At 61.3% G+C, this 14,619-nt stretch carries 13 protein-coding genes; 11 read left to right on the plus strand and 2 right to left on the minus strand.

What is annotated here, in order from left to right; all coding sequences use genetic code 11:
* Window positions 1-3: 3 nt before the first annotated feature.
* Window positions 4-1,518 (minus strand): choline-sulfatase, encoded by a 1,515-nt coding sequence (gene betC / locus V8J63_RS02690; RefSeq protein ID WP_130888796.1) that lies wholly within the window; start codon window positions 1,516-1,518, stop codon window positions 4-6.
* A 114-nt stretch (window positions 1,519-1,632) separates the two neighbouring features.
* Here betC and V8J63_RS02695 point away from each other — a divergent pair, with 114 nt between their 5' ends.
* Window positions 1,633-2,583, plus strand: coding sequence for a choline sulfate utilization transcriptional regulator (locus tag V8J63_RS02695; RefSeq protein ID WP_122880238.1), 951 nt, complete (start codon window positions 1,633-1,635; stop codon window positions 2,581-2,583).
* A 23-nt stretch (window positions 2,584-2,606) separates the two neighbouring features.
* Here the strand turns inward: V8J63_RS02695 and V8J63_RS02700 are convergent, their stop codons facing one another.
* Entirely contained in the window at window positions 2,607-3,272 is a 666-nt protein-coding gene (locus V8J63_RS02700; RefSeq protein WP_041476500.1) for an NAD(P)-dependent oxidoreductase, read from the minus strand.
* Between the two features lie 81 nt (window positions 3,273-3,353).
* Here V8J63_RS02700 and V8J63_RS02705 point away from each other — a divergent pair, with 81 nt between their 5' ends.
* From V8J63_RS02705 to V8J63_RS02750, 10 genes are all read left to right on the plus strand, one after another.
* Window positions 3,354-3,680 (plus strand): DOPA 4,5-dioxygenase family protein, encoded by a 327-nt coding sequence (locus tag V8J63_RS02705; RefSeq protein WP_125917001.1) that lies wholly within the window; start codon window positions 3,354-3,356, stop codon window positions 3,678-3,680.
* Window positions 3,681-4,083: 403 nt separating this feature from the next.
* Complete coding sequence (locus tag V8J63_RS02710; RefSeq protein WP_073470799.1) at window positions 4,084-5,391, plus strand: CitMHS family transporter; 1,308 nt, start codon at window positions 4,084-4,086, stop codon at window positions 5,389-5,391.
* An 84-nt stretch (window positions 5,392-5,475) separates the two neighbouring features.
* On the plus strand, window positions 5,476-6,243 hold the full coding sequence (locus V8J63_RS02715; RefSeq protein WP_122698793.1) for a TerC family protein: 768 nt from the start codon (window positions 5,476-5,478) through the stop codon (window positions 6,241-6,243).
* 327 nt (window positions 6,244-6,570) lie between these two features.
* Window positions 6,571-8,229, plus strand: coding sequence for a Na/Pi cotransporter family protein (locus V8J63_RS02720; RefSeq protein WP_122612878.1), 1,659 nt, complete (start codon window positions 6,571-6,573; stop codon window positions 8,227-8,229).
* A 175-nt stretch (window positions 8,230-8,404) separates the two neighbouring features.
* Window positions 8,405-9,799, plus strand: a complete 1,395-nt coding sequence (locus tag V8J63_RS02725) for a M16 family metallopeptidase (RefSeq protein ID WP_130903176.1) — start codon at window positions 8,405-8,407, stop codon at window positions 9,797-9,799.
* A 211-nt stretch (window positions 9,800-10,010) separates the two neighbouring features.
* Window positions 10,011-11,039, plus strand: a complete 1,029-nt coding sequence (locus V8J63_RS02730; RefSeq protein WP_122705410.1) for a DUF5924 family protein — start codon at window positions 10,011-10,013, stop codon at window positions 11,037-11,039.
* Between the two features lie 54 nt (window positions 11,040-11,093).
* Entirely contained in the window at window positions 11,094-12,242 is a 1,149-nt protein-coding gene (locus V8J63_RS02735; RefSeq protein WP_125927316.1) for an ABC transporter permease, read from the plus strand.
* Complete coding sequence (locus tag V8J63_RS02740) at window positions 12,239-13,042, plus strand: ABC transporter ATP-binding protein (RefSeq protein ID WP_130888801.1); 804 nt, start codon at window positions 12,239-12,241, stop codon at window positions 13,040-13,042. Before V8J63_RS02735 ends, V8J63_RS02740 begins: the two co-directional genes overlap by 4 nt.
* A 1-nt stretch (window position 13,043) precedes the next feature.
* Window positions 13,044-13,982, plus strand: a complete 939-nt coding sequence (locus V8J63_RS02745; protein ID WP_016772359.1) for an MlaD family protein — start codon at window positions 13,044-13,046, stop codon at window positions 13,980-13,982.
* A complete protein-coding gene (locus V8J63_RS02750; protein ID WP_123441936.1) occupies window positions 13,979-14,605 on the plus strand; it encodes an ABC-type transport auxiliary lipoprotein family protein in 627 nt (208 codons plus the stop codon). Before V8J63_RS02745 ends, V8J63_RS02750 begins: the two co-directional genes overlap by 4 nt.
* The last annotated feature ends 14 nt before the right edge of the window (window positions 14,606-14,619 follow it).

The following is a 14,619-nucleotide window of genomic DNA, read 5'->3' on the forward strand; positions in this document are numbered from 1 at the left end:
ACGTTATTGGTTTTGGCAGGGTTGTGGATAACGGGCCTTGCGCTCCAGATCATCAAGGTCGATGTGGTTGCGCATGTACTGCTGACTGGCATCGACCAGTGGCTGGTGATCCCAGCTCTTCAGCTTGCCGATGGTTAACGCATCGGCGACGAAACGGCGTCGGCGCTGGCTGGCCAGTACGTCCCGATGGATCGACGGAATGTCCCACTTGGCCCGCGCTTCCGCGAGAAAGTCTTCGAACAGCTGACGATGTTGCGGCGATTGGCTCAGTTCCTCTTCTTCGCGCGGATCGTTATCCACATCGAAGAGTAGGCACGGGTCGCTTTCGCTGTAGATAAATTTGTAGGCGCCGCGGCGGATCATCATCAGCGGGCTGACAGTGCCTTCGGCCATGTATTCGCCGAACACCTCGTCATGCCCGCCCTGCCCTTGCAGGTGCGGCAGCAACGAACGACCGTCCAGTGGCAAGCCGGGCTCCAGCGTGCCACCGGCCAGATCCACGAAGGTCGGCAGCAGGTCGGCGGTGGATACGGCGGCACTGACCCGGCCGGCCTCGAATTGTCCCGGTGCGCTGATCAGCAGCGGCACCCGCGCGGCCATCTCGAACCAGTGCATTTTGTACCAGAGGCCTTTCTCACCGAGCATGTCGCCGTGGTCACCGGAGAAGACGATGATGGTGTCATCGAGCAACCCGGTTTCCTCGAGGGTTTGCAGCAGTTTGCCGACATTGGCATCGATATAGCTGCAAGCACCGAAGTAGGCGCGACGGGCATCGCGGATCTTATCCACAGGCAGCGGCTTGTCCCACAGGTCGTAAACCTTGAGCAGACGTTGCGAGTGCGGATCGAGTTCGTCCTGGTTCAAGGCTGTAGGCAACGGAATATCAGCATCGTCATACAGATCCCAGAAAGCCTTGGGAATCGTGTACGGATCGTGCGGGTGGGTCATCGACACAGTCAGGCAGAACGGCTGATCGCCGTCCTCGCGGATGTGATCGAACAGGTATTGCTGCGCCTTGAACACCACCTCTTCGTCGAAATCCAGCTGATTGGTGCGCACGCACGGCCCGGCCTGCAATACCGAAGACATGTTGTGATACCAGCTCGGCCTTACGTCCGGCTCGTCCCAGTTCACCGCCCAACCGTAATCGGCCGGGTAGATGTCGCTGGTCAAGCGTTCTTCATAACCGTGCAACTGATCCGGCCCGCAGAAATGCATCTTGCCCGACAGCGCGGTGCGGTAGCCGAGACGCCGCAGGTAATGCGCGTAAGTCGGAATGTCGGCAGAGAAATCAGCGGCGTTGTCGTAGGCGCCGATCTTGCTCGGCAACTGGCCACTGACCAGGGTGAAGCGCGACGGCGCGCACAGCGGGCTGTTGCAATAGGCAGCATCGAACACCACGCCTTGGGCGGCGAGGCGGGACAGATTCGGCAGTTTGATCGGCGATGGGCCGTAGAACGGCAACATTGGCGCGGCCATTTGATCGGCCATGATGAAAAGAATGTTCTTGCGCTTCATGTGATCGCGGCATTCCATGTTGAATATTTATGCGAGAGTGCTGCGATCGAGCATGGATTCCATGCCTGTTCCGGTAAAGCCCGCGCTGGACAATGACTAGGATAAGTACAGCTTATGTATGACGCCCTCGGTGACCTCTCCCTCGATCTGCTGCGCGCTTTTGAAGCGGCGGCCCGCCATCGCAGTTTTACCGCTGCTGCGGTGGAGCTTGGCACCACGCAGCCTGCGATCAGCCAGCAAATGAAACGTCTGGAAGAGCAGCTCGGTACGCGCCTGTTCGACCGGATTTACCGGGGTATCGAGTTGACAGAGGTTGGCGCCCTGCTGTTCGAGCAAGTTACCCTCGGTTTGCAGAATATCGACGCAGGATTGAGCGCAATCAGCACTCAGCAGCAACATGAAGTGCTGCAAGTGGCCACGGATTTCGCTTTCGCCGCTTATTGGCTGATGCCGCGCCTGCATCGCTTCCATGAGGCCAATCCGCATATCGATGTCAGCCTGGTCACCAGCGAGCGCAACCACAACATGCTGCGCACCGACATCGACGTGGCGATCCTGTTTGGCGATGGTCGATTCAAGCAGGGCGAGAGCCACTGGCTGTTCAGCGAAGAGGTGTTCCCGGTGTGCAGTCCGCTGCTGCTAAAGGGGCGTTCATTGCCGCTGCCCGCGCAGGCACTGCTGGAATTTCCGCTGTTGCATCTGCGTGGGGAAAACAGCAGCAACTGGTTCGACTGGAGTGGCTTGTTTCGTCAATTGGGCCTGACTACGCCGCCAGCGCCGGGGCAATTGCGCTTCGACAATTACACCTTGCTGATTCAGGCGGCGATTGGCGGACAAGGCGTGGCGATTGGCTGGCGGCACCTTGTGGATAACTTGCTGGTGCAGGGTTTGCTGTGCCGGCCGCTGGCGGAAACCACGCTGTCGCGCCTTGGCTATTACGTTGTGCTGCCGCAACGCAAACGTCGGGGTGCGTTGATTCAGGAATTTGTTGATTGGTTAATGGCGGAACAGGCCAGCAGTGCCGAATCGCTTAACGGTCTGGCCCTGCCCTCAATTGCGGTGTGAAGAGCAAAAGATCGTCCGATCTTTTACGAATCAGAAGCCGCCACAAAATTCACATGCTGCCCCACATGCAGGTTCAACCGCAGCTCATCGGCGATGCCCACCGCGACACGGTTCAATCGCTCCAGCGGTTCGGCCAGTCCCGGTTCGAGATTGCCGCCGACCTGACTGAAGTGCTCGATGGTCAACCCGGCCACGCCATGCGGCGCATTGACCAAGGTCCAGCGCAGTGAGCTGCTTTGTACCGCCTCGAGGATTTCTTCGGCAGCGTGACGTTGCAGACGCTCGTCATTGTCAGGCTCGTCGAGCACACCGAAGTTGCCGACCAGAAACAGGCGCGGCACGCTGGCCAGTTGCAAACCTTCGACCAGCGCGTCGACTGCCAGCACTTGTTCCACCGGCCCCAGCGTCACCGAGCGCTCAACGTGGTCGCTGCTGAACGGCAACCCCGGAGCGTCCAGCAGGCAGATCACCGCCGAGCTGCCGGCGACGCTCTGATTGACCCGCTCGGCATCGAACAGATCGCCGGTTTTGGTGCGCAACCCCGGACGCGGCGCCAGTGCGGTGAGATCGTCGAGAATGGCGATGACTTCGTGTTGGCGACGCAGCAATTCAGCCATCAATGCACCGCCCAAGCTGGCCATGGCACCATAAAGCACCACTTTGACCACTGGGGTCTCGGCATTTTTCATGGCTGTTTTCCTTATAGTTGTCCTATATGACCTGTGACGGTGGAAACAGCCAAGGGTTCGAATCGATTGAGAGGCGACACGATGCAAGGGATCAAGGGCTATCACGCCCATGTCTATTTCGACGCGCAAACCATCGACCAGGCGCGGGCCTTGTGCGAACAGGCCGCGCAGTTGTTTGCGCTGAAAATGGGCCGCGTGCACGAACGCCCGGTGGGTCCCCATCCCGACTGGAGCTGCCAATTGGCTTTCGGTCCCGAGCTGATTGGCGAGGTGCTGCCATGGCTGGCGCTCAACCGCAAAGGCCTGGTGGTGTTCCTGCATCCGGACACGGGCGATGACTTGCTCGACCACACCGAACACGCGATCTGGATGGGCGCGGTGCGGCCGCTGAATCTGTCGATTTTTTAACCAGATGCTGACGCTGAACTGATAACGGATATGTCCAGACTGCCAGCCAGCGCTGACTGTCCGTTTATCCGCATCGCTACCAACCCCGTATTCATTGGCTGTCGTTGCATCCGACCGCCGGTTGATCATTCATTGATCGCTTTCGCGCCCGAAAGGTAGCTGAAAGCTTCCCCGATTAGGATCGCCCCACTCCCGGCAACAGACCGGTTGGCCCAAGCCCTGTGTTTTTTCCACAGGCCCGGCCCAATTAACAACAACAATGGTGATTCTGATGTCTTCTGCAACTCGCCGTTTCTCCCGTTTCCTGCTGTCCACTCCGCCCGTACGCCTCGCGCCTCCCGTTCTGCGCTGATCCCGCCCGATCCGCTCATTCCATTAGCCGCGCTACGCCTGGAGTATTCCCATGCTGACTTTCCTTGGCTTCGCCATGGTCATCACGTTCATGTTCCTGATCATGACCAAGCGCCTGTCCGCGCTGATCGCCCTGATCATCATCCCGATCCTGTTCGCGCTGTTCGGTGGTTTCGCGCCGAAGATCGGCCCGATGATGCTTGAAGGCATCACCAAACTGGCGCCGACCGGCGTGATGTTGATGTTCGCCATTCTGTATTTCGCCTTGATGATCGACTCCGGCCTGTTCGACCCGGCCGTGCGCAAGATCCTCAAACTGGTCAAGGGCGACCCGCTGAAAGTTTCGGTCGGTACCGCCGTTCTGGCGCTCGTCGTTTCCCTCGATGGTGACGGCGCGACCACTTACATGATCTGTGTGGCCGCCATGCTGCCGCTGTACAGCCGCATCGGCATGAGCCCGCGGATCATGGCCGGTCTGATCATCCTCGCCGGTGGCGTGATGAACATGACCCCGTGGGGCGGCCCGACCGCCCGCGCGGCGAGTGCCCTGCATGTCGACCCGTCGGACATTTTCGTACCGATGATCCCGGCCATGGCCGCCGGTGTCGTGGCGATCCTCGTGATTGCCTACTTCTACGGCAAGCGTGAGCGTGCCCGCCTCGGTGAACTGCACCTGGTCGGCGATGAGATCGATCACAGTGAAATCAGCGTCTCGCAATTCCCTGACGCACGCCGTCCGAAGCTGATCTGGTTCAACGCCGCACTGACTTTCGGCCTGATGTGCACGCTGATCGGCGGTCTGTTGCCGCTGCCGGTGCTGTTCATGGTGGCGTTCAGTATCGCCATGATCGTCAACTACCCATGCCTGCAAATGCAGAAAGATCGTGTCGCGGCGCATTCCGGCAGCGTGCTGGCAGTGGTCGGGCTGATCTTTGCGGCGGGTATCTTCACCGGTATCCTGTCGGGCACCGGCATGGTCGATGCGATGTCGAAGAGCCTATTGGCGGTGATTCCGGATTTCCTCGGCCCGTACCTGGCGGTGATCACGGCACTGGTGAGCATGCCGTTCACCTTCTTCATGTCCAACGATGCGTTCTATTACGGTGTATTGCCGGTGCTGACCGAAGCGGCCAGCCACTATGGGATCACTGCGGTGGAAATGGCCCGTGCCTCGATCGTCGGCCAGCCCGTCCACTTGCTGAGCCCGTTGGTGCCGTCGACCTATCTGTTGGTGGCGCTGGCCGGCATCGATTTCGGTGATCACCAGCGTTTCACCCTGAAATGGGCGATCCTGGTGTGTATCTGCATTCTGATTGCTGCACTGCTGTTGGGGACTTTCCCGATGTTCAGCACTCTATAAGCCCAAGACTCACCGTTACGGGTCCGGCTTCGCGGTTTGAAGCCCGGACCTTTTCCGGTTCAACAATTGCTCAAAGGAATACACATGGATTGGCTGACCAACCCCGAAATCTGGGTTGCCTTCTTTACCCTGACCGCCCTGGAAATCGTCCTCGGTATCGATAACATCATCATGATTTCGATCCTGGTCAGCCGCATGCCCAAACACATGCAGCAGCGCACGCGGATCTTCGGTCTTGGCCTGGCCATGGTCACCCGGATCCTGTTGCTGCTGTCGATCACCTGGGTCATGCGCCTCACTGCCGATCTTTTCGAAGTGTTCGGCCAGGGCATCTCCGGTCGCGACCTGATCCTGTTCTTCGGTGGCCTGTTCCTGTTGTGGAAGAGTTCGCAGGAGATGTACCACGCGCTGGAAGGCGAAGACGAAAGCGACGACGCGCCATCGGGCAAGGGCGGCAACTTCCTCTACACCATCATCCAGATCGCGATCATCGATATCGTCTTCTCGCTGGACTCGGTGATCACTGCGGTCGGCATGGTCTCCCACGTTCCGGTCATGGTCGCGGCGATCGTCGTGGCAGTGCTGGTGATGATGCTGGCGTCGGGCAAGATCAGCGAATTCATCGACAAGCACCCGTCGCTGAAAATGCTCGCCCTGTCCTTCCTGCTGGTGGTCGGTACCGTGCTGATCGCCGAATCGTTCGACGTGCACGTGCCAAAAGGCTACGTCTACTTCGCCATGGCGTTCTCGCTGGCGGTGGAAGCGATCAACATCAAACTGCGCGGCGCGATGGCCAAGAAGAGACAGCAACAGGATCCGGTGAAACTGCGCAAGGATGTGCCGGGCCAATAATCCGGTAGTCCCGGCAGCACGCTACACCCCTGTGGGAGCGAGCCTGCTCGCGAAGATGGAGTGCCAGTCGACAACAATGTTGGCTGGCCCACCGCTTTCGCGAGCAGGCTCGCTCCCACAGTTGTTTTGGGCAACAGAGGGGAAACGTGTCGGATTCGGTGAGTGGATGCATTTGTTTTGATGACACTTTTGTTTCAATCCACGCTTTAGCTGTGCAATGCTGGCGCCGAGACCGTTCGCCAACTACAGCTTAAGTATCAAGAACGTAGAAACCGCGCGGTGCCGTCCACTTGCCCCTCTGGGGCGCTGCTACTACAGGGGGTCTGCATGCTCACCCTGCTCAATCTGTTGTCCGCCGTCGCCCTGTTGATCTGGGGCACGCACATCGTCCGAACCGGCATCCTGCGGGTTTACGGCACCAATCTGCGACATGTCATCGGCCAGAACATGTCGAAGAAATGGCTGGCGTTCATCGCCGGTATTCTCGTCACTGCCATGGTGCAGAGCAGCAACGCCACGGCGATGCTGGTCACTTCGTTTGTCGGTCAGGGCCTGATGGCGCTGACCCCGGCGCTGGCGACCATGCTGGGCGCCGATGTCGGTACCGCTTTGATGGCGCGGGTGCTGACCCTCGATCTGTCGTGGCTGTCGCCGCTGCTGATCTTCCTCGGGGTGATTTTCTTTCTGTCGCGCAAACAGACGCGGCTCGGGCAGATGGGCCGGGTGTCGATTGGTCTCGGGCTGATCATTCTCGCCCTGCAATTGATCGTCGAGGCCGCTGCGCCGATCACTCATGCGCAAGGGGTGAAAGTGATTTTCGCCTCGCTGACCGGCGACATTCTTCTCGACGCCCTGGTCGGCGCGCTGTTCGCGATGATTTCCTACTCCAGCCTCGCCGCCGTGCTGCTCACCGCTACATTGGCCGGTGCTGCGGTGATCAGCCTGCCGGTGGCGATCGGTCTGGTGATCGGCGCCAACATCGGCAGCGGCATCCTTGCCTTCATGAGCACCAGCATGCAGAACGCCGCCGGCCGCCAGGTTGCGCTGGGCAGTCTGTTGTACAAATTGATCGGTTTGCTGCTGATCATCCCGGTGCTCGACCCGCTGGTGCACTGGATCGACAGCCTTGATTTCAGCCCGCAGGAAATGGTCATCGGCTTCCACCTGCTCTACAACACCGCGCGCTGCCTGATCCTGCTGCCCAGCGTCGGGCCGATGGCGCGGCTCTGTGCTTGGCTGTTGCCGGAGCGGCCGGAGGTCAACGGCACCGCCAAGCCGCGCCATCTCGACCCGACCGCGCTGGTCACGCCGAGCCTGGCGCTGGCCAACGCCGCGCGGGAAACCCTGCGCATGGGCGATCTGCTCGACAACATGCTCGATGCCTCCCTTGATGTGCTGCGCGGCAAGCAGACTGCCGTCACTCAGGAAATGCGCCGCCTGACCGACGACGTCGAGGCCCTGTACAGCGCGATCAAGCTGTATCTGGCGCAGATGCCCCGCGAGGATCTCGGCGAGCACGACAGTCGGCGCTGGGCCGAGATCATCGAACTGGCGATCAACCTCAAACTCGCCGCCGACCTGATCGAGCGCATGCTGCGCAAGATTCAGCAGCAGAAGACTTCGCAGCGCCGTTCGTTTTCCGAAGAAGGCCTGGAAGATCTTGCCGGGCTGCAACAGCAACTGATCGCCAACCTGCGCCTGGGCCTGTCGGTGTTTCTCAGCGGCGACCGCGAAAGCGCGCGGCAGTTGTTGCGGGAGAAACGCCGCTTTCGTGCGCAGGAACGGCGTCTGGCCCATGCGCATGTCAGCCGTTTGCAACGCAAGATCGTGCAGAGCCTTGAGACCAGCTCGCTGCATCTGGAGTTGATCGCCGACATGAAACGGCTCAATTCGTTGTTCTGCAGCAGCGCCTATGTCGTGCTGGAAACGGCGGACACCGGCGCGCTGGCGGTGGATGACATGGCCGACATTACGCATTCGCCTTGAACGTCTGAGGCTGGGGTCAGTCAGTTACAGTGGTTCAGCCTTGAGACCGTCATCGCTGGCAAGCCAGCTCCCACAGGGTTTCGTGAGCGCCGCAGATCCTTGTGGGAGCTGGCTTGCCAGCGATGGGGCCTGACTGACGACACGGATCTCCAAATCAGCCGTATGGAAGCCTGTTATGCGTTGCCTGTTGTTCGCCTGTCTGTTGCTCGGTTCCCTGCCCGCCTTTGCCCTGGATCGCTTTCAGGTCGAAGGCTATGCGCTGCCCAACGGTTTGCAACTGATGCTCAAGCCCGGCACCGAGCGTGGGCATGTGGCGATCCGGCTGGTGGTCGGCGTTGGCCTCGATGACTTCGATTGCGACGAAAAAGAGCTGCCGCATTTGCTCGAACACCTGCTGTTCAGCGGTATCGACGCCACCGGCGAAGGCGGTCTGGAAGAACGCATGCAGGCGCTGGGCGGGGACTGGAATGCGTTCACCAGCAACGCCGACACCACGTTCGTCATCGAAGCCCCGGCGAAAAACCAGCGCAAGGTGCTTGACCTGCTGCTCGCGCTGCTGACCCAGACACGCATTGACGACAACGCAATCAACGCGGCGAAACGGGTGGTCGAGCGTGAGGACGGCGGGCATTACACCAGGCTGCAACGTTTCCTCGACCGTCAGGACCTCGGTCATACCGCGAGCAATCAACTGGCTGTCGAGCTGGGACTGAAATGCCCGCAGCGTGCCGAAGTCGGCCATCTGACCCAGGAACAATTGGAGACGGTGCGCAAGGCCTGGTACGCGCCGAACAACATGACCCTGATCGTTGTCGGCGAACTCGACAAACTGCTGCCAGCCTATCTCGAGCGTACCTGGGGTGAGCTGGAGCCGGTCGAGCCGAGCGAACACCGGGCGCTGCCGGACATCCGCACCAGCGCCGCCCATGAGCGCACCCTCACCCGTGGCTTCATTGGCGACAGCGCCAAGCTGCACTGGCTGGTGCCGGAACCGGTGCTCGACGATCAGTACGACCAGACGTTCGACATTCTCAAGGATTATCTCGACTGGGCGCTGTACCGGCAGATTCGCCTCAACCACGGCTTGTCGTACGGGCCGTGGGCCGAGCGTGAAGTATTCGGCGGTGTCGGCTTCATGAGCCTCAACGCGGACCTGGATCGCGATGACGTCGACGAAGCCATCCAGGTACTCGATGACCTCAAAGCCGACCTGCTGAAAAACGGCCTCGACCCGAGCACCTTCGCCCGCATCAAACAAGCCGCCATCGCCCACCAGGCCTGGGCCGTGCAGGGCAACAGCGCGCTGGCAGACTATTACTGGAGCGCGCTGGCCGACTATCAGGATGGCCGCTTTGCCAATCCCGCGCGGGAGTTGCAAGGGGTGACGCTGGAAGCGGCGAACAAGGCGATGCGCGAGCTGTTGCTGCAGCCGGGGTATATCCGGATCGAGAAGCCTTTGATCAGTGATGATCAGGTGTTGTGGCTGGTCGCTGGTGGAATCGGGTTGTTGCTGCTGATCGTGATCGGCTGGCGCCTGCATCGCCGCCACAAAATTGCCGGAAGCCATTAACCCTGTGATGAGTGAGCACTTGTGGCGAGGGGATTTATCCCCGATGGGCTGCGCAGCAGCCCCAATAAGGGCAGCTCGGTATAGCCAGACAAAATTCGCTTGCAGGATCTACGACGGCTGCGCCGCCGATCGGGGATAAATCCCCTCGCCACAGGGGTCATGCGGCGTTAACCTTTCCGGGATTTTCCCCATATCGTCGTGAACCGCCAAAATGCCAAAACTGACCCTCCTTATCCAGCGCCTTCTCGAGCTGATGAAGCGCTACCCCGGGTTGATCGCGGCGGGTGGTTTCATTTCCGGGGTCGGCAGTTTCATCCTCGTCGATCGCCAACAGGGGCTGGCCAGCTGGATCACGGTGATCATGCTGCTCAGCTGGATCTGGCTGATGCTGGAAAACACCCTGACCGGGCTGTTCACACGGATTTTCAAGCGCGAGATTCCCCAGCCGCTGCTGCGCTACGCGACGCAGATGATCCATCAGGAAAGCCTGTTTTTCGTTCTGCCATTCTTCTTCATCACCACCACGTGGAACAGCGGCCAGTTTGTCTTCACGGGGCTGCTCAGCGTTGCTGCACTGATCTCTATCGTCGATCCGCTGTACTACAAATGGCTGGCGCCACGGCGCTGGGCGTTTCTCGCGCTGCACACCCTGACCCTGTTCGCCGCCCTGCTCACCGCGCTGCCGGTGATCATGCACCTGACCACCGCGCAGAGTTTCAAATGGGCGCTGGGGATTGCCGTGCTGCTGTCGTTCCCGAGCCTGGCATCGATCTTCCCGATCCGCACGGTGCGCAATGCCCTGGCGATTCTGTTCATCACAGTCGGCATCGGCGGCGTCGGTTGGGCGCTGCGTTCGTGGGTGCCGCCGGCAACGCTGTGGATGACCGACGTGGCGATCAGCACGCAGCTGCAGGATCGCACCCCCGGCGCCAGCCTCGAAACCGTCAGCGCCGAGCAGATCCGCAGCGGCGGGCTCTACGCCTACACCGCAATCAACGCGCCGCGCGGCCTCGATGAGCGGATTTATCACGTGTGGACCTTCAACGGCAAAGAGGTCGACCGCATCGCCCTCGACATCCATGGCGGGCGCAAGGAAGGCTACCGGGCGTGGACGCACAAGCAGAACTTCCCCGGCAACCCGGCGGGCAAATGGCAGGTGCGGGTGTTGACCGAGGACGGGCAGTTGATCGGCGTGCTGCGTTTCGCAATCACCGACAGCACACCGGCCAAAGAAAAGTAATCCGGTTCGTGCTATTACGTAGGATCTCGTAACGGCCGTACAAGCACGGAGCTTATGACCAGCAGCCCAACCCCCGGCAGTGCCCACCTGGACACCGCGTTCAGCCCTGCCCGCCTGCGCGTCAGCGGCGACTGGACGCTCGCCCACTACACCGCGCTCAAGCACCTGAGCGAAAAGCTCCGCGGCCAGTACGATGCCAACACTTCCATCGATCTGAACGGCCTCGGTGCCCTCGACACCGCCGGCGCCTCGTTGCTGGTCGAGCTGCTCGGTTCCGAGCGCTTGGGTAAAACCGCCGAACACCCCGATTGCACCCTTTCAACTGCCGACCGCGCCTTGCTGCAAACCGTGTACTGCTCGCTGAGCGATTTCTGCGTGCCGATCAAGGAGCCGGAAATCAGCGTCAGCGTGCAACTGCTGACGCGCATTGGCCGCGCGGTGGACAAGGTCTGGACCGACACGATGCAACTGCTCGGCTTCGTCGGCCTGATCCTTGAAGTCATCGCCCGTGGGCTGTTGCGGCCCAAGCGCTGGCGCATCACGCCGATGATCGCGCACATCGAGCAAACCGGCCTCGACGCCGCGCCGATCGTGGCCCTGCTGACGTTTCTGGTGGGCGCGGTGGTGGCGTTTCTTGGCGCCACAGTGCTGGCCAGTTTCGGCGCGACGATTTTTACCGTGGACCTGGTCGGCTTCTCGTTCCTGCGCGAATTCGGCGTGCTGCTCACGGCGATCCTGATGGCCGGGCGCACCGCCAGTGCTTTTACCGCACAGATCGGCTCGATGAAGGCCAACGAAGAAATCGACGCGATCCGTACTCTCGGCCTCGACCCGATCGAATTGCTGGTGGTGCCGCGCGTGCTGGCGCTGCTGGTGGCGCTGCCGATGCTGACGTTTCTGGCGATGCTCTCGGGGATCGTCGGCGGCGGTGTGGTGTGTGCGGTGTCGCTGGACATCTCGCCGGCGATGTTCCTCTCGCTGCTGCAATCGGACATCGGCATTCAGCATTTTCTGGTCGGGCTGGTGAAGGCGCCGATCTTCGCCTTCCTGATCGCGGCGATCGGTTGCCTGGAAGGTTTCAAGGTCAGCGGCAGCGCCGAATCGGTCGGCGCGCACACCACCTCCAGCGTGGTCCAGTCGATTTTCGTGGTGATCGTGCTCGATGCGGTGGCAGCGCTGTTTTTCATGGAGATGGGCTGGTGAGTCGTCTACCCCGCGCGCCCTCGGAGGCGGTGATCGAAGTCCGTGGCCTGTGCAATCGCTTCGGCCCGCAGAGCGTGCACGAAAACCTTGATCTGGACGTGTACAAGGGCGAGATCCTCGCCGTGGTCGGCGGCTCCGGTACCGGTAAATCGGTGCTGCTGCGCAGCATCGTCGGGCTGAATCGGCCCAGCGAAGGCATGGTCAAGGTCTTCGGCCAGAACCTGCCGAATCTGCCCGAGCATGAGCGCTCGCTGATCGAAAGGCGCTTTGGTGTGTTGTTCCAGAAGGGCGCGCTGTTCTCGTCGTTGACCGTGACCGAGAACGTCGCCCTGCCCCTTATCGAACACGCCGGCCTCAGCCGTCACGACGCCGAGCACCTGGCGGCGGTGAAACTGGCGCTGGCCGGGCTGCCGCTGTCGGCGGCGGACAAATACCCGGCGTCGCTGTCCGGCGGCATGATCAAGCGCGCGGCGCTGGCGCGCGCCCTGGCGCTGGATCCGGACATTCTGTTTCTCGACGAACCCACCGCCGGCCTTGATCCGATTGGCGCGGCGCAGTTCGATCAATTGATCCTGACCCTGCGTGATGCGTTGGGTCTGAGCGTGTTTCTGGTGACCCACGACCTCGACACGCTGTACACCATCACCGATCGCGTGGCGGTGCTGGCGCAGAAGAAAGTGCTGGTCGCCGGCCCTATCGACGACGTCTCGGAAACCGACGACGCGTGGATTCACGAATACTTCCACGGCCCGCGCGGCCGCTCGGCGCTGGACGCCGCCAAACTGCTCAACGAGGTCTGATATGGAAACCCGAGCCCATCATGTGTTGATCGGCCTGTTCACGGTGATCGTCGTGGCCGGCGCCCTGCTCTTCGGCCTGTTTCTGGCCAAATCCAGCGTCGACACCGAGTTCAAGGATTACGAAGTGGTGTTCAACGAGGCGGTCAGCGGTCTGTCCAAGGGCAGTTCGGTGCAGTACAGCGGGATCAAGGTCGGTGACGTGGTCAGCCTGCGCCTCGACCCGCAGGATCCGCGCCGGGTGCTGGCGCGGATTCGTCTGGCGGGCGACACGCCGGTCAAGGAAGACACCCAGGCCAAACTGGCACTGACCGGCATCACCGGCACGTCGATCATCCAGCTCAGCGGCGGCACACCCGAGAGCCCGAAATTGCGCGGGCATGACGGCAAGCTGCCAACTCTGGTCGCCTCGCCCTCGCCTATTTCCCGCCTGCTCAACGACAGCAGCGACTTGATGACCGGCATCAGCGCCCTGCTGCAAAACGCCAACCACATGTTCTCCGCGGAAAACGTCGAGCGCGTGAGCAAGACCCTCGCCCATCTGGAACAGACCACCGGCACCATCAACGACCAGCGCGGCGACATCAAACAAGCCATGCAGCAACTGGCGACCGTCGGCAAACAGGCCGGCAGCATGCTCGAGCAGACCTCACTGCTGATGCGCAACGCCAACGGCCTGCTTAACGATCAGGGCAAGCAGGCCTTGGGCAGTGCCGAACAGGCGATGAAGTCGCTGGAGCAAAGCAGCGTGACCATCAACGGCTTGCTCAGCAAAAACCAGAATTCGCTGGATAACGGCATGCAGGGCCTCAACGGCCTGGCCCCGGCGATTCGCGAACTGCGCGAGACGCTGACCTCGCTGCGCGCCATTTCCCAACGCCTTGAGGCCAACCCCAGCGGCTACCTGCTGGGCAGCGACAAGAACAAGGAATTCACCCCATGAAGTTGACTCGAATCGCCCTGCTCGGCGCTGGCCTGACCCTGATCGGCGCGTGCTCGATCTTGCCCAAGTCGGAACCTTCGGACGTCTACCGCCTGCCCGCTGCGCAAGCGCCCGCCTCGGCCAGCCCGGCGGCGACGCAGTCGTGGTCGCTGCGCTTGAATAAATTGCAGGCCAGCGAAGCACTGAACCGGCCGAGCATTGCCGTGATCCCGCAGGGCGATGTGATCAGCAGCTACAAAGGCTCGCGCTGGAGCGATCCGGCGCCGGTACTGCTGCGCAATCGCCTGCTCGATGGATTCCAGCGTGATGGTCGGGTGACGCTGCTGAGCACCGACGACAGCAACTTCCAGGCGGATCTGGAACTGGGCGGCAGTTTGCAGGCGTTTCAGACCGAATATCAGGGCACCCAGGCCGGCGTTGTGGTGCGGGTCGATGCGTTGCTGGTGCGCGGCTATGACCAGCGCATCCTCGCCAGCCGCCGTTTTGAAGAGCGCCAGCCGTTGAGCGATGTGCAGGTGCCAGCGGTGGTCGCCGGGTTTGGTCAGGCCAGTGATCGCCTCACGGCCAAGGTTGTGGCCTGGGCCGTGGAGCAAGGCCAGAAACTCGCCCCGCAACCCCGCTGACACACCACAGCTCC

It is taken from the genome of Pseudomonas sp. CCNWLW23 (assembly GCF_037095675.1).
Lineage (GTDB): Bacteria > Pseudomonadota > Gammaproteobacteria > Pseudomonadales > Pseudomonadaceae > Aquipseudomonas > Aquipseudomonas atacamensis.